Source organism: Clostridium felsineum DSM 794 (assembly GCF_002006355.2).
Taxonomy (GTDB): domain Bacteria; phylum Bacillota; class Clostridia; order Clostridiales; family Clostridiaceae; genus Clostridium_S; species Clostridium_S felsineum.
On sequence record NZ_CP096980.1, the window covers coordinates 3829759 to 3851865 of the forward strand.

Consider the following 22107-nt stretch of genomic DNA (forward strand, 5'->3'; position numbering starts at 1 on the left):
ATAATCACCTACTTAAAATTAATAGAAAACTTATCTTTATTTGCAGTTACAAGATATGTTCCAGTATCTATTTTTTCAATTGCACAGTTATCATCAGTATAAATTTTCTTATTAGTTCTTAATATAAATTTATCTCCTTTTTGAAAATTTCTACAATACACATCTATAGCGTTTGATTTATATTTCATAAAAGGTTCTATTTTGGTATAACTTTTCAACAAATTAGCTCCTTCTGATGCTGTTACTGGAGATAACCATGTGAATTTTTTATACACATCTTTCATAAAATCACCGTATCCTTTAGAAAGTTCTTGCCAACCCTTACCTCCACTTCTTTTTATATCGAGGACATCATCTGGATGAATAAAATGTGAAAATACTCCTACAGAGGTTATACCATTATAAGCTGCCCAAATATTTTCTTCATTATCTTCATACCCTGATGTTAATCTAGGGAGCTCATAAATCCCATCTTTTATTTCAAATTCTTGAACATAACTATCCTTGTAATAATCATCATTATATACTGAAGAAATAATTTTAAGGTCTGGCATAGCTTTTAAAAGTGCCTTCCTTCCTAAAGGACTTAAAATATTTGATGGTGGTACATAAACTCTAAGCTTATATTTTTTTAATAATGAGCTAGAATACCTAATTGCCTCTTCAATTGATCTCTCCATATTCTTTTCATTTGCCCAAGAATTATATCCTAGGGGCTGCTTTATATAATTTTTAGGTGCCAAAGATTGATGATTATAACCATGTAAACCCAATTCACCATTATTTTTTAAAAGTTCTGTGGCATACAATAAAAAATCATTGCTATTGCTTGTTTTTGTTATAAATGGTGGAGTTGTTCTATTATTATAATCTTCAATTATTAATCCTGTATACTTCAAATTATAGAGTTTTGAAATCTTTAATACATCGGGCCACCAAACCTTACGATAAAAATCCGCTGTACTAATCCCATATTCCTTATACAAAGTACTATTAGTCCCACCAGGTATAGGTGCCGGAAAATCATCTATGTAAGTTAATTTTGCATCTATAACTGGATAAATATAATCTGGGATTAGCATTCCTATAGCACCTGCTATAATTCCTCTAGCATTCTTTTTAGCTAAAATAGTTCCATTATACATCATTATTTTTCCAGTTCCATAATTAGTCTGCCATAACATTGGAATTTTATTGTCCGAAACTAATAACATCTGTGACGTATCTTTTAGTTCCACTTTAAGTGATGAATCTGTCAATATTTTTTTACTAAAATTACTGCCCTTACCTTTTATCAAAACATTAGATGTAAGTTCAATTCCCTCAGCTGCTTCAATATCATATACATTTTTCACACCAATTTGACTTAATATACTAGGCAAAACATCACCAATTATAGGTCTTTCAGCAAATAGTACATAGCCACCATTTTTAGCATAATCCATTAATGATGATATTCCTTTAAAGCCGTCAATATTTTCAAAGGTCAAAACAACTCCCCTATAGGATGCATCAACATTTTGAATATCATTTCTTTCCTGTACTACAACCCTTTTTTTCATATATTTTAGAACTTCTTTGATATTTTGGGTTATATCACTACTGTTTTGTTCAGTTTTATCGAACAATATTAAAAACTTCTCTTGTTCAACATTAGCAGGTATTTTAGATGAACTATAAACGTTTTTATTCTTGATATTATTGTTATTTTCCAAAAAATTCATTACAAAATTAAGACGTACCACTTGAAAAAATACAGCTATGCCTAGTACTAAAGCAATTATGATTTTAATATTTCTTTTAACGTTCATTTTTCTCACCTGCTATCCAAAATCTCACCATATTCAAAGCCTCATTACTAAATCGTATATTTGAATTCATTAAATTATCTAGTGCCCTACTAAAACTTACCTGATCCCTAAGTATATAAAAAATTTTCATAAACATAATATATGGCTCTTCATCATCTTTATAATTCTCATAAAAAATTTTGCAATATCTTCTTGCTGAATTGAAATCCTCCAGTTTAATATCCAAATTTATTTTCTCTATAAAATATCTAGCTTCTACTTTGTACTTAGCTAACAATTCCTCAAGTTTATCTGAATATAGTTGTTCATATTTTTTTAATTGACGTCCTTCTAAAAATCCACTATCTATATACTGCTTAATAGTATTTAAATAAGATATAAGAACTTCTATATTCTCTTTATCTTTTTCATATTTTACAGTTTCTTTTTGAATATTTTCCATAAAATAACTTTTTAATTCTGTTATTGCACTTGCTGCATAATGTGAGACTTCAGTATCCTCGTTTTCTAATGCTTTTTCTAAAATATCAATATGCTTTAACGGATTGGATTTAACTATATTAATTATTAGTTCCCTTTTAACACTATTACTGTTTAAAATAAAAGCTTCACTTATTGGTACCAAATTTCTTTCTTTTTTTAAATTATTAATTTTTAAGTTTGCTGAAGATATGGTATTTTTTATATACTCCTCATAATCTGATAACACATTCTCATCTTTATATTTTCTTTTGTCTAAAATATATATAATTCCAAAATACGCAAAACCAAAAATAGGAATGAGCAAAACCATTACAATCTTATATATAACTTTTTCCAGAGAATTCTTATTTTTACGTAGGTATATATAGAATATTAGACAAATTAAAAGATGAACTATCAATAATTTATACATGTTAACTCAAATCCTCCATTACTTCAGCATTTAATCCACTGGCAGCAATTCTACCTAATACCTTCTGTGACTTAGACTTATCTGTATTTGATAATATTACATAAACACAATTATCCTCTCCTATTCCAACTGAATCATTATCCCTTATATTTACCGAAAGTTTATTAAAAATATCTTCATAAGAAAGATTATTTTTTCTTATCTTTAAAAGGGTGAAGTTTATGTCTGAAGTTTTTAAATCTCTATTTTTATCGGCCAATACTTTTTTAAATTCCTTACTAATTAAAATTTCTGTATTAGGTATATATTTATCTTTACTAGCTACTTCATCATACTTTAATGCCTTTCCTATAGCATTTGAAATTAAGTCTACTAAAACTTTAAATAAATTTTCATAATATAGATTTAATTTTTCAAACTTAACATCATATATGGAAATAACAGCCTTTACGTTGTCATTAATTATTACAGGCGCTGCCATCGTAGGCAATTTAGGTTTTAGATCCTTATTAACAAAAATCTTTTTACTATCTATAGCCTTTTTTATTTCCTGTGTTTCGTTTAAGCTAATAGAATAGGGTAACCTCAAATCTACATTGCTAGATTTAGCTTTTAATCTAAGATATTTACTATCCCTATTTAATATATATATTGATGATTTTGATGTATCTAAAAGCTTATCAATTATCTTAATAGCTCCAAAATATATATCATTTACCTCTAAACTATCCAATGTTTTTGTTGTATTATAAATATTTACAAAGCTATTCTCTGAACTTATAATTTGTTCTTGTAACTCTTCTTTTATATCTACTGTTTCATTGTAAATTAACTCTAAAAATTTATATTTTTCATTAAGCTTATCTATTTCTAGTTTATTCATATATAATTTTCTCTTATATACTTCTGAAACATATCCAGAAACCAATCCAATAATAATATAGCTTATTACCTGAGGTAAATTTAATGGATCATATAAAATTGTAACCGCACTATAACCTGAATTTATTAGCAGATAAAAGTAAAGTGCACAAGAAAAAATTATAGCTATTCCCGCTTGCCTCATTCCATACATAATTGCCATAACTATTATGTATATATAACAAAGCTGTGCAAAACTACTTGAATACGGATTACTTATCTTAAAAATATCTAACACTAATAAAGCAATTACTAACATAAAAATAATATTTTCAATATAAGGCAAAGCTTTAAAAAATAAATTTTTTTTATCATATTCTTCATTTTTAGTTGTGTAATTCACTGATTCATCAAAGCTGTAATTTTCTTTGTACCATTTATAAGTTTTTTGTATTCCCTCTTTGAAAGAATATTTTACATTAAATCCCAATTGTGTTTTTGCCTTTGAATTATTAAGTGAAGATTTTTCTACATCTCCAGAACGATTTGATTTATTATTTATCTTTTTTATAGGCTGAATTTCTTCTATAATATTAATCAATTCATTTATTGAATGTTCCGTATTAGTAGAAATATTAAAAACTCCTGTGTGTTCACTTTTTAATGCTCTATATATAGCATCAACTGCATCTTCAACATATATAAAATCCCTTGTCTGCGTACCATCACCGAATACATCTATTTCTTCATCCTTTAATGTTTTAGTTATAAAATTTGCAACTACACTACTCTCACCTTTTACATTCTGCCTTGGTCCAAATACATTTGAAAATCTCAAACATATTGTTTTTAATCCATATAAATCAAACCATTTTTGACAATAGTATTCACCCACATATTTATTTATTGCATAAACAGACAAAGGTTTTAATTCCTCATCCTCTGAGGTTGGAATTTTGTTACTATCTCCATAAACCGCTGCCGAAGACGCAAATATAAATCTTTTAACACCATATTTTCTTGAAAGTTCAAGTAAGTTAACAACTCCTGGAAAAGTCGATATTGCTTGATTAGAATCTTTCTTAGCAAATGAATTTATATCTATCTGTGATGATAAATCAATAACAGCCTCAAATTTATTTGATTTAAATATTTCCTCGCATCGCTTACTTTCAACAGATAAATCATAAAATTTGTGTGGAACCTTTACGTTTTCCATGCTTCCTGTTAAAAGGTTATCTATTATGTATATCTTATGACCTTCTTTATAGAGCCTATCAGCAACATAGGAACCTATAAATCCACAACCTCCTACTATTAGTATCCTCATAATTCCTCCTTAAATTTGAGCAAAGAGTATACTTCTAGTATGTTCATTTAAAGAAATTATATAATGCTTATATAGAATTTCTTTATTATTTGATTTATTATATGTAAAAAAACTCTATATTCGCCTATCATTAGGTGAATATAGAGCTTAACTGTATTGTTATGTATAGTCTAATTATAAAAATCAAATAATTATCCTATTCTATCTTCAAAGATTTTTTTTCTAATCTAATATATACCTCTCTGCGAATTAGTACATATGCTACCGAAAACAGAGGAATTGACATAATCATCCCTGCAACACCAAAAACCTTTCCTCCTAAGGTTATTGCAACTAATACTAGTATAGCTGGAAGTCCTACAGAGTTTCCTACAATTCTTGGATAGATTAAATTATCTTCTAATTGCTTAATTGCTATGAAAACAAATATGAAAATACCCGCTTTTATAGGACTAAACAGTAATAGCAGTAATACACTTAAAACAAAGCCAATAACTGAACCTATCATAGGTATAACCGAGAAAAAAGCTATTATTATACTAACTTCAATAGCATATGGTAATCTTAAAATAGTCATCACAATAAAAAATATTGCTCCCAATATTACAGACACGGTACATTGACCAGTTATAAAACTAGAAAAAGTACTACTAGTTAATTTCGTCATCTCTAATATTGAATCTACACTTTTCTTTTTCAAAAAAGCATATAATATCTTTTTTACTTGCAGCCCTAACTTTTCCTTTTGCGCAAGTACGTATATTGAGAATATAAATGCTAATATGAATTCTATAGTTGTACTAGCAAAGCTTGTTGCTGCTCCTAAGCTTGACATAAGAACTGAACTAGCTCCCCTTAGAACAATTACCTTTATTTTATTTAAAATACCATTCCAATCTATGTTCATGCTGTTTATTATACTCATAACATTCTTAGATAACCAGTTGTTTTCATTAATGAATTTTTGAAATGCAGTAGATGAATTGTCAAAAGCACTAGGTATTTTTTGTACCGTCTGAATGATATTCGGTATAATTATAGCTAATACAAGTGCAAATACACCTAATATCAAAATACATGAAACCAATATACTAATACTTATGTTATATTTTCTAATTATCTTTCCAATTCCCTTGGCCCTACACTTTAATAATAGTCTTGAAAAAAAGCTAACAGGTATATTAAGAATAAATGCAATACAGCCGCCTAATATGAATGGAAAAAACATGCTGTACACACTATTTATTATTCCTTTGAAATCACTTCCATAATTAAGCAGAAAATACATCAAAATTGCTATAAATATTAAAAGAGTAACTTTGCTTTTAATTTTTTCCTCTATTTTCACTATGGTATTCCGTCTCCTTTGAACTATTATTTTTTATCATACTAATAACTATATCATTATTTAAGTTCTAAACCAATAATAAAAAAATTAAACATATGTACTTGCAGAGCTTTCCATTGAACACTATACTATATTAAGTAATATATTCTCATGAATGTGGGGTTTGAATATGAATAAAAAAGAGATATTAGAATTAAAAAGACGTTTTAAAAAGGATGAGTGTACCTTTACCAGAATGTGCGGTTGTTACGTAGACGCTCAAAAAAATATTGTATTAAAACTTAAAGAAACTTTTCTAAATCTACAGGATGAAGAATTTTTCAAATACTTAGAAATAGCAAAAAAAACCTTATCAGGTACAGTAGGAAATAACCTTTTGGAGCTTGAATTTCCTCTTACAGAAGAAGCTGATAATAATAGACAGCTTTCTCTTTTAGGTCTTAAAAAAAGTGCATTAAAAGATGATGGACTACTTGATAGCTTTTATAACTTAATTATAGATAGCTATGATTATGCTGGTAATTTTTTAATACTTATTTTTCATGATGCTTATAATGTTATGACAAAAACTACAGATAATGCAAAATTAGATGAGTCTGAAGAAATATACGAATATATATTATGTGCAGTATGTCCAGTATCTCTTTCAAAAGCAGCACTTGGATATCTTGAGGATGAAAATAGAATTGGAGCGCGAAATCGTGACTGGATTGTTGGACCTCCTGATGTTGGATTTGTATTTCCAGCCTTTACAGACAGAAGTAGTGATATACACTCTATTATGTACTACACTAAAAATGCCAAAGATACTCACCCTGAATTAATGGAGGGAGCTTTAGGCTGCTCTTCTAAACAAAGTGCTACTCAAGAGAAGGAAAAATTCAATACTATTATTCGTAAGGCTATTGGCAGCGATGATAAGAAATCAGAGCTTTTATTTATGGATATTCAAGAAACTCTCAGTAACGTCATAGATGATAATTCTACTATTAACGGTGATGATGCTGAACCTGTAATTTTAACTAAAGACAATATTCAAGATATTTTAGTTGAAAGCGGACTCTCTGAAGAGATTACTGAAAAAATACAGAAATCTTATGAAGAAGAATTTTCTGATACACCACCTGTAGTAGAAAATTTAATAGATAAAAAAGCACTAAAAGTAAACGAACAACGAAAAAAAGAAAGAAGACTTGAAGAAAAGGTTCAAATGTTAGAGGAAAGACTTGACCAAACAAATAAAGAGACAATAAAGGATTCAGAAGAGGCAGCTTTAGAAACTGATACTACTGCATCTTTAGGACAAGAAAATAATATTGAACTAGAAATTGAAACGCCTTCTGAAACTGATATTGATACTAACACTGATATCGATACTAAAGCTTCTTCAAATTATGATATAGTACTTCAAGTAAAACCTGAAAAAGTACCGGAAATAAAATCGCAAATCATTGACGGTAAAAAATGCATTGTTATACCAATAGAAGATAATGAACAAGCTAATGTTAATGGTGTAGATACTTCACTTTAATGATAAGAGCTCGTTTTTGTGGACGAGCTCTAGTTTTAATTACTCTTTTCTAAGAATGTCTACTGTATGCGCACTTGCTCCAAGTAGCTCCTGTCTTTCACAAGTTGATAAATGATACTTGATAAAAATCTTAAAGGTCTCTTCGTCCATGGCATTTAGAACAGGTCTCATATAGTCTGCTGGTCCATCTGCAGCGATTATTTTTATTCTTTTTAATTTCACTTCATCTTTTAGACTATTAATATCTTCAAGCCTTACATAATCATACAAATCCTTTGGTTCAGCTACAACATGAAAATCCTCATTAAGCTTTCCATCCTGTATACACTGACGAATATTGTTTTCTTTAAATCCATAAGTTATTATGCTATATTCATTCATACAATAAGCTACTAATATAACTCCATTTACTTTTGTTACTCTTTTCGCCTCTTCTAATGCCTTAACTTTATCCTCAAAAGTATATAAATGATACATTGGTCCAAACACTAAAGTCATATCGAAAGTATTATCTGAAAATCTTGATAAATCTAATGCTGTTCCTTGATAGGCTTTTACAGCACTCTTCTTAGATTTTAAAACTCCTAAATTATGCTTCACAAGTTCAACTGCTGTAACATCATAACCTTCGTTTGAAAGCTCTACAGAATATCTACCTGTCCCCGCACCTACATCTAAAATTTTTGCATCATTCTTATCCTTTAAATATTTATGTATATATTTCATTGAGGTAATGTATTCAACTTGTCCATGCCTTCTTGTTAATCTTTTATCTTCACAAAACTTATTGTAGTATTTTTCTAATTCCATTGACATACTTTTATCTTCTCCATCTATTAAAAAATTAGTTCAAATTTATAGTTTAATAATGTATATAAATAAAATTTGATTTCTGTTTTCATTTACTTATTAATTTTAATATTATTCAATTCATAAATCAATGAGAAAGACATAAACTATCTAAATACCAAACTTATTTACAATAAATATCATATATGATATACTGCATTTATATAAAAGCTGTGAAGAGAAGAGTAATTTTATCGATAGTTTTCAGAGAGTCTGCGTTGGTGTAAGCAGATAACTTCTTTAAAATGAAGCAAGTCTTGGAGCTACATATTGGATTGCTTTGCTTTTTAAGTATGATACTATGTCGTTTGTCTGCGTTATTAGACTTTTTAGAGTATTTAATGTACTTACTGAGGCTTTTATGGTGACGTAAAAGTGAATTAGGGTGGTACCGCGATTTTAATCGCCCCTTGGAATATTATTATTTCAAGGGGTGTTTTTATGATTTCGAAAAGATTAATGCCAGGAGAACGTCCTACCTTTCCAAAAAAAGCAGTAGTTACTGCTGGTATGCCTTATGGTAATAAAAATCTTCACTTTGGGCATGTTGGAGGTATGTTTGTTCACGCTGACGTTTATGCAAGATTTTTAAGAGATAGAATTGGAAAAGAAAACGTAATCTTCGTTTCTGGAACAGATTGTTACGGTTCGCCAATTTTAGAAAGCTACAAAAAACTTAAAGAAGAAGGTTTTCAAGGAACTATTGAAGATTATGTAACAAAAAATCACAATAGTCAGAAGGAAACTTTAGATAAATATGATATTAGTCCAAATCTTTTTGGAACTTCTGCTCTAGGAAGATGTGGAGAAATTCATCAAGAAGTCTCTACTGAAATTTTTGAAGAACTTTATAAAATGGGCTACATAAAAAAGATTTCTACTCCCCAATTTTATGACGAAGAATTTGGCGTTTTCTTAAACGGACGTCAGGTACTTGGAAAATGTCCAATTGCAGGTTGTACTTCAGAACATGCCTATGCAGATGAATGTTCACTAGGACACCAATATATGCCAAGCGACTTATTACATCCTGTCTCCGCATTATCAGGAAAAACTCCAGCCTTTAGAGATGTTACAAACTGGTATTTTGTTCTTGATGATTGCATAGATGAACTCGCCGAAAGAGTTAGTTATCTAAGAAAAAACAGTAATACTCGTAAATATCAACTGAATATAATTGATGAGTTCTTGAAAAAACCAATGCTTCATGTACCAAGAAAGTATTTTTCAGATTTAGCAGATTTAGAATCAAAATTGCCAAAGCACACAACAATAGATGATGAAAAGAAAAAATCTGTAACTTTTGAATTCGAATCACTTGAAGTAAGAGATGAAGCAAGAAAAGCCTTAGAAGGTTTAGGTATTTTTTATACTGCAGGTAAAACTTTAGTTCCATTTAGATTATCAGGTAATGTTGAATGGGGAGTAAAAGTTCCTGAAAAAGAAGATTTAAAGAATTTAACTTTTTGGGTATGGCCAGAATCCTTATGGGCTCCTATTTCATTTACTAAAGCATACTTAGAATCAATAGGTAAAGATAAAGATGCTTGGACTAAATGGTGGTGTGATGATGAAGCATTAGTTTATCAATTTATTGGAGAAGATAATATATATTTCTACTCAATTGCTGAAATGGGAATGTTTCAGGCTCTAGCCAAAGGTGATACAAAAATCAATTTACCTCATATAATACCAAATCGCCATATTTTATTTATGGATACAAAAGCTAGTAGCAGTTCTGCAATTAAGCCACCTATGGCAGATGAACTTCTTAACTACTATACTGCCGAACAACTAAGAATGCACTTTCTTGGTCTTGGTCTTTCTAACAAAAGTACAGGATTTAAACCACAAGTATTCATGAAAGAAGAAGATAGAGTTGGAGTTGACATGGTTCTTAAGGATGGTAATTTATTAACTAATGTATACAATAGATTAATACGTTCTTGTTTCTATTCTGCTCAAAGTTATTTTGATGGAAAACTTTTAGTAGGAACTGTAAGTGACCATATTAAGGATTTAATAGAGAAAAAAGTTCTTGAATACGAAAAGCATATGTATAATCATGACTTCCATAGAATTGCATATGTGATGGATGAATTAATAAGAGAAGTAAATAAATACTGGTCTAGCAAAAGCCGCAGCGCAAATGATAATGATGATGAAGCTTTGAAAAAACAAACTTTAGTAGATTGTTTTTATGCTTGTAAGGTAATAGCCATATTGCTTCATCCGATAGCTCCAAAAGGCTGTGAAATGTTCGCTGATTATTTAAATATTGGTGAAGAGCTTTGGAACTGGGATACTATATTTGATCCAATAGAAAACTACAATAATTTCAACTCCGATCATAAATTAAAGTTCTTAGAACCAAGAGTAGATTTTTTTGCAAAACATGAAAATCAATTTAATTAGTCTTTAATGATTTAATAAAATGTCAAGCTAAGTGTATTTTAGCTTGACATTTCTTTATGACAACTAAACTATTGTAAGTTTATTACCACGATATGCTATAATATTCTTATTAATGTATATAAGGAGGCTTTAAACATGAAAGTTAATGCAGCATTTATTTTTGTAGCACCAGAGGTTGATTATAAAAAACATAGAACCGCTATTGATACTCCTGTTGTTCATTTAAATGTAGTAGGAGTAAAGAATTATAGTGAAGCAGTTGAAGTAGCTAAAGAATTAGTAGCTGACGGCGTTAAGGCTATTGAACTTTGTGCAGGTTTTGGAAATGAAGGAATAGCACTTGTTTCTAAAGCAGTAAAGGGACAAGCTTCTGTTGGTGCAGTTAAATTTGATCATCATCCTGGGTTTGATTTTAAAAGTGGTGATGAATTATTTAATAACTAGAATTTTCTTTCTGCACATAATAGCGAATTTTTATTATGTGCAGAAAATTTTATTCTTTTATTTTTATAAATTCTTTAATAGCTTTATCAAAACTCAAATCTTCTAGGTTGTCTAACCAATCATTTAAAATAACCATATACTTTCCTACACTATCTTTACTTTTTAAATAATTATATATTATATGAATCTCATCTATGTCATTCTTATCAATATTGATAATTTGTTTTAAAGAATTATTAAAATACTTTTTAATCTTTAATTTTACTTCATAAACATTCAGCTTACTAATTTCATATTTCTCTGTAAATATAACTTTATTATATCTTATCAAAAATAATTTAATTTCTTTATCATTTAAAATTTCTATAAAAGCAATATTTATATTATTTTTTATAAAATTAATAATCTTTGTACCATCAATTAAATACTTTATTGCCTTTATATCATCTCTACACTTAACCGCTGCTTCAAAATCAAGATTTTCAGATGCCTTCTCCATTCTCTCTTCAATTTCTTTAAGTATAGTTAAATCTGTTCCATTAAGCATTTTTATAACTTTACTAATCACACCATCATAATATTCTTTAAAAGCCTCATTCTCACACATACCTATACACAAATTCATAGAATATTTAAGGCAACCAGAAATCTTTCTAGCAGCATTTGTACATAAAATTTTATTATGCTCTTTTATCCCTAAGATTGCTTTTTCTACAGTATTTTTGCTTGTATATGGTCCAAAATAAAGATTATTATCATCATTATTAGTTTCAATACACATATCAATACTTGGATATTTTTCATTCATTTTTATTCTTATATAGCAATAACCTTTTGGAGTTTTCATTTGCCTATTATATCTCGGTTTAATTTCTTTAATTAATCTGCATTCAAGAAGTAATGCTTCAAATTCTGTATCTGTTAGTATATACTCAAAATCCTTAAGATTTTTCAATAATTTTATAACCTTTGGAGAACGTGTCTTGGAATTCATAAAATATGATCCAACTCTACTTTTTAAATTCTTAGATTTTCCTACATAAATAGTTGTACCTAATGAATCTTTCATTATATACACTCCTGATGATAAAGGTAACTTTTTCACTTTTTCTCTTATATCCAAAGCTTTCCCTCCTAAGGACTATTAATTCTATAAAAGCACCATCATAAGCTAATACTCATGATGGTGCTTTTGAAATTTTTAATCTTCAAGTTCTCTTTCTTTCGGAATCTTTCCCTTATTTATACCAAAAGCAAAATAAGCTATGATAACTATAATGCAGAACACAGCACCGATAAGAAGTGGCATCTGTGTTGAAGAATTAAAGCACATACCCCCTAAAACTAAGCAAAGATATGCTACTACAATATAATTTGCATATGGAAAAAGCTTTGATTTAAATGGATGTGTTTTCATTTGCTCTGCATGTTCTTTTCTGAATTTTATTTGACTAATACATAATACAAACCATGGAGCCATTCCTGGAAGTACACTTGCACTATAAATATAAACAAACAGCTTTGAATTTGGGTATATATAATTTAAGACTACACCTATTAGTAAACAAACTAAAGTTGTCCTTATACCATTAGCTGGAACCCCTTCTTTATTTAATTTACCTAAGAATTTAGGTGCTTGACCATTTCTAGCCAATGTATACAGCATACGTCCACAGCTATAAATTCCACTATTACAACCAGACATAGCTGCTGTAAGAACTACAAAATTTATTATTCCTGCTGCTGCCGTAATTCCAATCTTGGCAAAAGTCAAAACAAAAGGACTGCCAAGTGAACTGATCTTATCCCATGGATAAATAGTCACAATTACGAATATAGCACCAACATAGAAAATGAGTATACGCCAAATTATATTTTTAGTTGCTTTTCTTAATGTATTTTTAGGATCCTCAGCTTCTCCTGCTGTGATTCCAATAAGCTCTACGCCTTGATATGATGCTGTTACCATACATAAAGCAAATAACCAGCCTTTTAAGCCACCAGCAAAAAATCCGCCATGGGCTGTAAGATTTTTAAGCCCTATAGGCACACCATGATTACCAACACCAAAGAAAATCAAAGAAACTCCAACTATAAGCATAACTACAATAGTAACTACCTTAATTAGTGAAAACCAAAATTCAAATTCACCATAAAACTTAACTGAAGCCATATTGGCTGCTGCTAAAATAGCTACACCAATTAGTGCTGGAATCCAAGCCGGCACAGACGGAAACCAAAACTTTACGTAGATTCCAATGGCTGTAATCTCAGACATACCAACTGCTATCCACATAAACCAATAGCACCATGCTGTAATATATCCTGCTAAGGGAGATATATACTTATTTGCATAATTTGCAAAGGAACCAGCTAAAGGTTCTACATAAAGCATTTCTCCCATAATTCTCATAATAATATACATAGCAATACCGGCTACGCCATAAGCTAGAAGTACTGATGGTCCTGCCCATTTAATAGTACTTGCTGATCCCATGAACAAGCCTACCCCAATTGTACCACCTAAAGCTATTAACTCAATATGACGAGCTTTTAGCCCTCGTGATAACTCTTTTTTTTCCACCTGAAATGTCCCCCTTCAGAAATGTCCATCTAAAAATGTTTTTTTTATGCAGACACTTGTTTGTTATTCTAATATTATATTATCACAATTTTTTGTTTTTTTCATTTTTTTCTACAAACTTTTCTGCATTTTTTTATATACACTTGAGTTAAATTTTATATTTTATATCAGCACAAATACACTTAAAATCTATACTTTATCCATTTTGTAGTGTTAATTATAAAACATTTTAATTTTATAATTAACTAATAAATTTAATTCAATTTTCTTATACTATATTTAAAAAATAAAGGGGGAAATACTAAATGAAAATTGTTATTGCTAGCGATCATGCTGGTTTTTCTTTAAAGGAAGAAGTAAAACAATTTCTCCAAAGTAAAAATCATGAAATTTTAGACCTTGGAACACACAATAGTGATGCCTGTGATTTATCTGATTATATTTATCCTGCGGCATTAGCTGTAGCTGAAGGAAAAGCAGAACGTGGAATTTTTATAGATGGTGTCGGTTATGGTAGTGCTTTAATTGCAAATAAAATATATGGAGTGTATGCAGCTGTTTGTCAAGATCCTTTTTGTGCTAAACTAGCTCGTTCACATTCTAACACCAACGTTCTTTGCATTGGTGCAAAAATAATAGGTTCTGCAATAGCACTTGAAACTATAGATAGCTGGATGAATACCGACTTTTTAAGTAATACACCAAAATACAAATTGCGTGTGGATAAGGTAACTAATATATCTGAAAAACATTTAAAAAAATTATCTGAAATTTAAATGTACAAAAGGCTGTAAATTAATTTAAAAATTTACAGCCTTTTAACTAATCCCATCTATCTAACTTATATACTACTGCTCCAGTACTGTTTGTAACACGAAATATAGCATCAAAGTTATTTCCATATTCTAATTTTATACCACAGGCTGAAGAATTATCATAATCCTCTATTAATGCACTTTTTGAATAAGCTTCAATTGTTGAACGTATTTCTCTTAATTCACTTTTAAGATTAGCTGGAAATATTGCATTTCCTGCATCCATATATTCAGTATCTTTAGCTCCTTCTAAAATAAAAAATACACTTTTACTTTGATTAGGATAATCGCCAAACCACATAGAAGGCTGCATACAAACTGTATTTACTGTGCAATAACCTAAAGAAAGATTCCATTTTTTATATTCTGATCCCCCTTGATAAACATACCATGAAAAAGGATTTCGTTTTTCTTCTCTATCCCACTGAAGAATAGGTGGTGCATCGCTATAAGAAGCTGTTAATATTGCTGAATAATTTCTTTTTTTATTTTCAACAAGATATTCAATTTTTTCTGCTAATGGAAGAACTGTTTCAGAAAATTTCCTAAATGTAATTGTAATTGGTAGCATTTCTATATTCTTCTCTTGGCTACTTTTAGTTTTTATATGTGCAAATACTCCACCTTTTTTAGCCTGTTCATTTTTAATCTTAGGTACCCAAACTTTTTCAAGTTCCTCTACTCTTGCAAATCTACGGACCAAAGATTTTTCAATTCCTAACTCTTTTACTATTTTTTCAGCTCTAGCTATATTTCCTTCTGTTGGTAACGCCTTAGGACGTTGATAGTTTAATGGGTCCATTTTTTGATTAAATCTATTTCTAATTGTCTCAAATGGCAGATTTAGAACAATGTCATCCAATAAAGTTCCAATCATAGAGCTTTTAATATGACAATATCCATTAGGAGCAGTAGCTACTGTCTTCCATAGAATATTATCACTGTTTTTATTATTAGCACATTTATTATGCACATCCATTAGCCATTCTGCAATTGATAAACACTTTTCAAATCCATAAAGTGATTCACTTTTTAAAAGCGTAACAGCTTGTTTTACAGTTTCAATTTTATACTCTTTTAAGCCTTCCTTTAGTATTCTAAAATCTTCTAATTTCTCTGCACTAACTTGCTTTGCACTAAATAACCTTTTATGATAAACCATTTTAGATGGTATATTTACAGATAAATGCTTCCATTTTCCTGTAGCGGGTTGTCCTAGAATTTCTATCTCTGATATAAAAACGCCTTCAACTTTTGAATTTAATACAATATTTTTCATAGCTTTAACTGATTCTTTTAAAAAATCCGGTGCAAAACTTTCATTCCAAATAGCAGATTTTATTTTTCCAGCGTCACAAATAGTCACTAAAGCTCCATATTTTTCAATAAAACTTTTGCACGTTTTACAATTATAATGCTGACGTGATTTTTCTGGTAAATTGCTTAAATACGCATCAAATAATCCTTCAGCATTAGTTACAAATAACTTCTTTTCTTCTTTAACGATAGACTCAAATTGTTTTTTAACAGCTTCTAAAAAATATTTATACTCATAACTGTTTTCCCTCATCATTAGTTTTTCGCACATTACTATCTCCCCAATCTAATTGCTAGCTTTAAAGTTATAAATAGGTTTTAAAATTTTATATACTTCTACTGAATCTTTAATATTTTCTATAATTTCTTCTATTGGTTTATATGCCATAGGTGCTTCATCCAATGTAGAATAATTAATCGATGTAGTATAAATTCCTTCCATTGATTTTTTAAATTCCTCTAAACTTAATTCTGCTTTTGCCCTATTTCTACTCATAAGTCTGCCAGCACCATGTGGCGCAGAGTAATTCCAATCAGCGTTACCTTTTCCAAAAGCTAATATACTTCCATCTCTCATATTTATAGGAATTAAAAGTTTTTCATCCTTATATGCTGAAATACTTCCTTTTCTTATTATGTTATCCTTGAAATTTATGTAATTATGCACTGTATTAAAATAACTAAAGTCTTTAAGACTTTTTCCCATTAACTTTTTTAATATTATATCTGCCATAGTTTCTCTATTTAATGCAGCGTATTCTTGACATATATTCATATCATTTAAATATTTTTCTCTATATTTTCCTGTCAAAAAACATAACTCTTTTGGGTATGATGGCTTCATATCATCATACTCTTTTTTTAGTTCTTTTAATTTAGCTTCTATAAGTTTTCTTTTCCCTTGTCTTTTGTATTCTTCTATAAGCTTATCTTTTTCCTTGAAATAATCTTCTTTACCAGAACATAAATCAATGGCAATATTTTGATATATCTCTGCAACTTGCTTACCTAAATTTCTACTTCCTGAATGAATTACAAGATATATATTATCTTCATCATCCTTATTAAGTTCAATAAAGTGATTTCCTCCGCCTAAAGTACCAATACTTTTTTCAATTCTTTTTGTATTCTTTAAATCCCTGTAACAGTATAATTCTTTAAGTTCATTAAACTTAACACTTCTCCCCTCATGTACTGACATTCCTGAAGGTACATATTTTCTAATAATCTCGTCTAGCTTTTCTAAATCTATATTAATTTTTCCAAGCTCAATTGTTGTCATTCCACAACCTATATCTACTCCTACTATGTTAGGAATAACCTTATCACCTAAATCAGCAGTAAAACCTATAACGCAGCCTTTACCTGCATGAGTATCTGGCATTATCACAATTTTACTATTCTTACAAAAGTCTTGATTACATAGTTCAACGATCTGTGCCACTACTTCTGGCTCTAATTTACTTGTATAAACTCTAGCTGTATTATATTTTCCTTTTACTTCTATCATCTTGTTATCATCCTTTCTACAAACATTAAATCCATTTATATCGAGAGCAACCCTTATTCTCCTTATTATTTCGTTTCTTATTTTTTCAGGTTCTAATACCTTAACATACGGTCCTAAAGCTAATATTTTTCTTATTATTTCTTCTTCCTCAAAAGTGTAATAAAAAAGTTTCAATTCATATTTATCTTTTGAAATGCACCTTGAATACCTCTCCAATTCTGAAAAGCTCATGAAACATCTTTCCATAGCAAATTTTTTATCAATAACTTCCATAATAATAGGTTCTTTAGAATATTTTTGAGATCGCAATTTCTTTAAAATATCTTCTCTTTTTATATTAGAATTGATATTTTCATATATTTTAATATCACTCATACTAAAAATATCAGACATTACAAATCTATTTTCATCTGTAGAATACATTGAAACTCTGAACCTTTCATCCCTAAGTGAATACTCTAGTCTTATAGGAAAAGCACTTTTATCAAAATATCCATTCCCATATTTATTCATGCCCCTGTACCTTACACTTTTTTCTTCTGAAATTGCCTTTAAAAGTTTCCTGAAATTTTCTTCAAATTCTTCAGTGCTTTTAACACTATATGCCTTAGATTGGTTAGTTATATGGACAATTTCATTTATTATAGGTGCATCAACATCACAAATAGCATTTTTAAGCTTTTCTATTGTAGAACTTCTTAAAATATTTTTTATATCTTTATGCTCTAGCATATTTTTAAGCCACGCCTTTTCTAAATTTGTAAATCTAACAGGTATAGCTTTATCTATTTTTATATTGGGATAATAAACACCGTTTTTTTCTTTAAGCAGATTAAAATTCTCACTATTAGAATATTTATTAAGGAGAAGCCCTTCAAAACTCTTTTGATCATTTCCTATAACTTTTTCTTCAAATTCTTCTTCATCAATTATTTTAATTATATCTTGTTTAAATATTCCTCTTTTACACTCATTAAGTACTTTAAATACAATATGCATGTATCTATTTTTTCTTTCATCAAAGAGCTCCATAACTATATAGCATCTCCTTCCAATCTTCTGTAAGCTTATTTATTATGTCTCTTCCTTTAATAACCTTAATGTATCCTAAATATCCTCTTATCCAAGGAACCATCTCAATACTGTCATTTACAATCATATCTAAATGATATATTCCCTCTTCTATTTTAGTAATTTTTCCATTAGGTACTTCACTTTTTATTTTTTCGATAATATATATCTCTCTAGTTTCATCAATTTTTATCTCTAATTTAATTTCTTCTTTAACTTTACCTCCACTCAAATTTACACTTGACCAACTATATTTAAATTGTTTATCATAAAGCTTTTTAAAATTATTATCTTTATAAACTTCTTTTGAAATTTTAATCTCTGCTATTCTATCAAGTCTTAAAGTAACACAACTATTATTGTCTGAAAATGCTACTAAATAGAACCTTCCACAGGATGAATCATATCGAATTTTATAAGGTTTTAATTGCTCTTTTGAAGTTTTATTAGTACCTTTACCACTCCTATATTCAAGCTTAATATATCTTTTTCTATGTATAGCTCTTAAAATTTTCCAAAGTATATCTTCTTCAATTACTGGATGAAAATATAAACCTTTATACTGAAAATAGTCTTTTTCCTTTACTTCTATTCCTCTTTCATACAAAGCGTAATCTTTTAAATTTTTCTCAAAATAATACCCAGCAGTTACAGGTAGTATAATATTTTTAAACAAAGCTACTGAATCAATTAAATTTTCTATTTCTTCTAAGCTAAGTTCTTTTAAAATATCATCTTCTATACTATAATTCTTCGTTCTTTTTATTGTGTCACACTTTACTATACCAAGCTTTTTTACCATTTCATTAAGCTTTCTTTCTACTGTTTTGCTACTTATATCATCATAAGATATAATACCTTCATTAATTAAACCATCTTCTATTTCTCTAAAAGAACATGGTTTATTTTTTGCATTCAAAAACATCAAAAGATTAAAATATAAAATCAAATCTGCCTTTGTAAAACTTTTTGTCATATATGTATTAACCAGAAAATTCTCCGTGTTTGTTATGGAATCATATGTTAAAGCTAATAGCTTATTTCTTCCGTCTCTATCTATTCTAATAAACTCAGATTCTATGTACTGTTGTATTCTTCTCATTTCATAGCTTATCTTTCTAGAACTCATATTTCTTTTTTCTTCAAGATCTTCTCTTGAAAAGCATCCATATAGAAAAACATCTCTTAGTATATCTCTAATTATATTGTAGTGCTTTATAAAATCGTTGAACATTGAATGCTCTCCTTTTCTGTTTTAGATTACATTAAGTATAACTTATGAAGAACATATTTCACAGACAAAAAGCTTGCAAGAATATTTAAAAGGCCGTAAATCCATTTAAGAACTAACGACCTTTTACTAAACTATATATTTTAAAACTTAAGCAAATTCCAATTTAACACACTAAAAACAAAGGCATATAGTACCAAAATCTTAAGTATTGCTATAAGGTTATAATAAATTTTACTTTTTTCTTTTATAATAACTATTAAAGACAATATACTATAAAACACAGTAAGAATAATTGAAATTATTAAAAATAATGATGCTGTTTTTATATACCAGGTTATACCATAATACATCTCATAGGATACTATCCAGTATAAAATTCCAAATAAAGACACTATATTTAATAAACCTATGAAAAATATTGTACGTTTAAGAACTTTTTTAATTATATTTTTTTCTTCTTTTCTTTTAAAAATACTAATAAACCCTTTTAATATTTCCATTACAAAAACTAATAATGAAACTATAAAAATAATTAAACTTAATGCATAGTTATCCTTAACTCCTACCTTTTCAAAGCTATCATAAGGCGTATTATTAAAGAAAACATATTTTATCTTTGCATTATTTTCTCTAAAAGCCACCAATTCATTATTATCAGCTCTTCTAAAAAGATTATTAGAAACCTTTATAAGCCTTGCTGTTTCCTTTTGTTTTAAATGACTTACACCATGATAAACTAAATTATTATCATCATATGTAATTTTCACATCCTCATTTTCATCAATCGCCCCTAAAAAACTGATAAACTTTAAAATATTACTTTTTGCATTATCATGGTAAGACCTATAAGTACCAACATACCTTAAAGCCTCTTTTGAACTTATAACTTTAGTAGACTCAACTTTTTTATTACTATTTTTATCAATATATTTATTAAAGAAACTATTTTCTATATTGTTTATAGCAGGTGCGGCTCCAGTTAGATTATTTGATACTATATAAATTCCAAGATTATCTTCAGTATCTAACAGCATATCATCAAAATATCCTATAGCCAGTGCTCCCTCATGTCCGATAAGTCTTTTGCCCTTAATATTTTTTTCAAAAAATCCATACCCAATTCCAGATAAATTTTTATCATTTGAAAAGTGATGCTGCTGCATTAATTTTATTGTCTTTTCATTTAAAATTTTATTATTTTTATAGGTTCCCTTCTGTAATTGTGCTATCATAAATTTCCCCATATCCTTTGGCGAAGCATTTATACCTCCAGCAGGATTATCATTATAATAATAGTAGTCCTCTTTAAATAATGAATTATAGTTTTTTGCCAAATTATTTATTGGTAAGCCCACAGTACTATTTTTCATATTTAAAACATCAAAAATATTTTTTTGTATATAATCTTCATATTTCATTCCAGATACGTTTTCTATAATTCTTCCCAATAAGTCTATACCAATATTACTATATAAACATACCTTACCTGGCTCATTTACAACTACTGGTGGATGCTCTTTTAGAAATTCCTCTAAAGACATTACCTCCTTTTTATTTCTTGCTGAATCATATGACATTGTAGCTTCATCGATTCCAGAAGTATGAGTAAGCAAATCTTCTATTATTACTTTTCTTTTGAAATCATTTTGAATCTTAATATCCTTTAAATACTTATTAGCATCGTCTTTTAAATCAATTTTTCCCTCTTCATAAAGCTGCATAATTGCTGTTTCAGTAAATAATTTTGATGTAGAACCTATTCTGTAGACACTAGTATTTGTATCTGCTTTAATTTTATTTTTAATATCCTGATATCCTAAACTATTTTCATAAACTACATTACCATCCTTAACAACCACAACACATAGACTTGGCAACTTATATTTATCAAAGTTTTTTTTAGTTACATCATCTAAAAATGGCTTAATATCCTTTGCCTTTGTATTATAAGAATTAAATAAATTTAAAAATGTAAAAATGCAAATTAAAAAAAATAAGAACTTACTAATAGTTTTCATATATTATTCCTCCCAAACTTAACTTTAAAATAAGCTTATAAGAAACAACTTACAAAACCTTAAATAAATTCTTA

Annotated in this window: 15 protein-coding genes, 1 pseudogene and 1 other annotated feature; of the genes and pseudogenes, 4 read left to right on the forward strand and 12 right to left on the reverse strand. The window is 28.6% G+C overall.

Features of this window, described 5'->3' with window-relative positions; translation table 11 throughout:
* Window positions 1-8 precede the first annotated feature (8 nt).
* From CLFE_RS17945 to CLFE_RS17960, 4 genes are all read right to left on the reverse strand, one after another.
* A complete protein-coding gene (locus CLFE_RS17945; protein WP_077894352.1) occupies window positions 9-1811 on the reverse strand; it encodes a DUF2194 domain-containing protein in 1803 nt (600 codons plus the stop codon).
* The gene (locus CLFE_RS17950) at window positions 1801-2706 is read right to left on the reverse strand and encodes a hypothetical protein (protein ID WP_077894351.1); all 906 of its coding nucleotides are present in this window, start codon (window positions 2704-2706) and stop codon (window positions 1801-1803) included. The genes CLFE_RS17945 and CLFE_RS17950 overlap by 11 nt, the downstream gene beginning before the upstream one ends.
* A 1-nt stretch (window position 2707) precedes the next feature.
* A complete protein-coding gene (locus CLFE_RS17955; protein ID WP_077894350.1) occupies window positions 2708-4897 on the reverse strand; it encodes an NAD-dependent epimerase/dehydratase family protein in 2190 nt (729 codons plus the stop codon).
* Between the two features lie 196 nt (window positions 4898-5093).
* A complete protein-coding gene (locus tag CLFE_RS17960; protein ID WP_077853426.1) occupies window positions 5094-6245 on the reverse strand; it encodes an AI-2E family transporter in 1152 nt (383 codons plus the stop codon).
* Between the two features lie 169 nt (window positions 6246-6414).
* Here CLFE_RS17960 and CLFE_RS17965 point away from each other — a divergent pair, with 169 nt between their 5' ends.
* Window positions 6415-7776: a DUF4317 domain-containing protein gene (locus CLFE_RS17965; protein ID WP_077894349.1), complete on the forward strand. Its 1362-nt coding sequence runs from the start codon at window positions 6415-6417 to the stop codon at window positions 7774-7776.
* Window positions 7777-7815: 39 nt separating this feature from the next.
* On the opposite strand, the gene CLFE_RS17970 is transcribed toward CLFE_RS17965, so the two are convergent.
* The gene (locus CLFE_RS17970) at window positions 7816-8592 is read right to left on the reverse strand and encodes a class I SAM-dependent methyltransferase (RefSeq protein ID WP_077894348.1); all 777 of its coding nucleotides are present in this window, start codon (window positions 8590-8592) and stop codon (window positions 7816-7818) included.
* A 197-nt stretch (window positions 8593-8789) separates the two neighbouring features.
* Window positions 8790-9039: a binding site (T-box leader), on the forward strand.
* A gap of 27 nt (window positions 9040-9066) precedes the next feature.
* Here CLFE_RS17970 and CLFE_RS17975 point away from each other — a divergent pair.
* Together CLFE_RS17975 and CLFE_RS17980 are read left to right on the forward strand one after the other, a co-directional pair.
* Complete coding sequence (locus CLFE_RS17975) at window positions 9067-11040, forward strand: class I tRNA ligase family protein (RefSeq protein ID WP_077834108.1); 1974 nt, start codon at window positions 9067-9069, stop codon at window positions 11038-11040.
* A 135-nt stretch (window positions 11041-11175) separates the two neighbouring features.
* A complete protein-coding gene (locus tag CLFE_RS17980) occupies window positions 11176-11484 on the forward strand; it encodes a DUF6506 family protein (protein ID WP_077834109.1) in 309 nt (102 codons plus the stop codon).
* A gap of 49 nt (window positions 11485-11533) precedes the next feature.
* On the opposite strand, the gene CLFE_RS17985 is transcribed toward CLFE_RS17980, so the two are convergent.
* Both CLFE_RS17985 and CLFE_RS17990 read right to left on the reverse strand, forming a co-directional pair.
* Window positions 11534-12607, reverse strand: coding sequence for a UvrB/UvrC motif-containing protein (locus CLFE_RS17985; protein ID WP_077894347.1), 1074 nt, complete (start codon window positions 12605-12607; stop codon window positions 11534-11536).
* Window positions 12608-12685: 78 nt separating this feature from the next.
* Complete coding sequence (locus tag CLFE_RS17990; protein WP_077894346.1) at window positions 12686-14068, reverse strand: amino acid permease; 1383 nt, start codon at window positions 14066-14068, stop codon at window positions 12686-12688.
* A 305-nt stretch (window positions 14069-14373) separates the two neighbouring features.
* On the opposite strand from CLFE_RS17990, the gene CLFE_RS17995 reads away from it, so the two are divergent.
* On the forward strand, window positions 14374-14844 hold the full coding sequence (locus tag CLFE_RS17995; protein ID WP_077853419.1) for an RpiB/LacA/LacB family sugar-phosphate isomerase: 471 nt from the start codon (window positions 14374-14376) through the stop codon (window positions 14842-14844).
* A gap of 46 nt (window positions 14845-14890) precedes the next feature.
* Here the strand turns inward: CLFE_RS17995 and CLFE_RS18000 are convergent, their stop codons facing one another.
* The 5 genes and pseudogenes from CLFE_RS18000 to CLFE_RS18020 all read right to left on the reverse strand — a co-directional run bounded on the left by CLFE_RS18000 (window position 14891) and on the right by CLFE_RS18020 (window position 22033).
* Window positions 14891-16471, reverse strand: a complete 1581-nt coding sequence (locus tag CLFE_RS18000; RefSeq protein WP_207651399.1) for a hypothetical protein — start codon at window positions 16469-16471, stop codon at window positions 14891-14893.
* Window positions 16472-16486: 15 nt separating this feature from the next.
* Window positions 16487-17710: an RtcB family protein gene (locus CLFE_RS18005; RefSeq protein WP_169850980.1), complete on the reverse strand. Its 1224-nt coding sequence runs from the start codon at window positions 17708-17710 to the stop codon at window positions 16487-16489.
* 93 nt (window positions 17711-17803) lie between these two features.
* Window positions 17804-18742, reverse strand: a pseudogene (locus CLFE_RS24400) (WYL domain-containing protein); the annotation flags it as partial.
* Window positions 18729-20015: a WYL domain-containing protein gene (locus CLFE_RS18015; protein ID WP_077894344.1), complete on the reverse strand. Its 1287-nt coding sequence runs from the start codon at window positions 20013-20015 to the stop codon at window positions 18729-18731. The gene CLFE_RS18015 and the pseudogene CLFE_RS24400, both read right to left, overlap by 14 nt.
* A gap of 140 nt (window positions 20016-20155) precedes the next feature.
* Entirely contained in the window at window positions 20156-22033 is a 1878-nt protein-coding gene (locus CLFE_RS18020) for a serine hydrolase domain-containing protein (RefSeq protein WP_077894343.1), read from the reverse strand.
* Window positions 22034-22107: the final 74 nt, after the last annotated feature.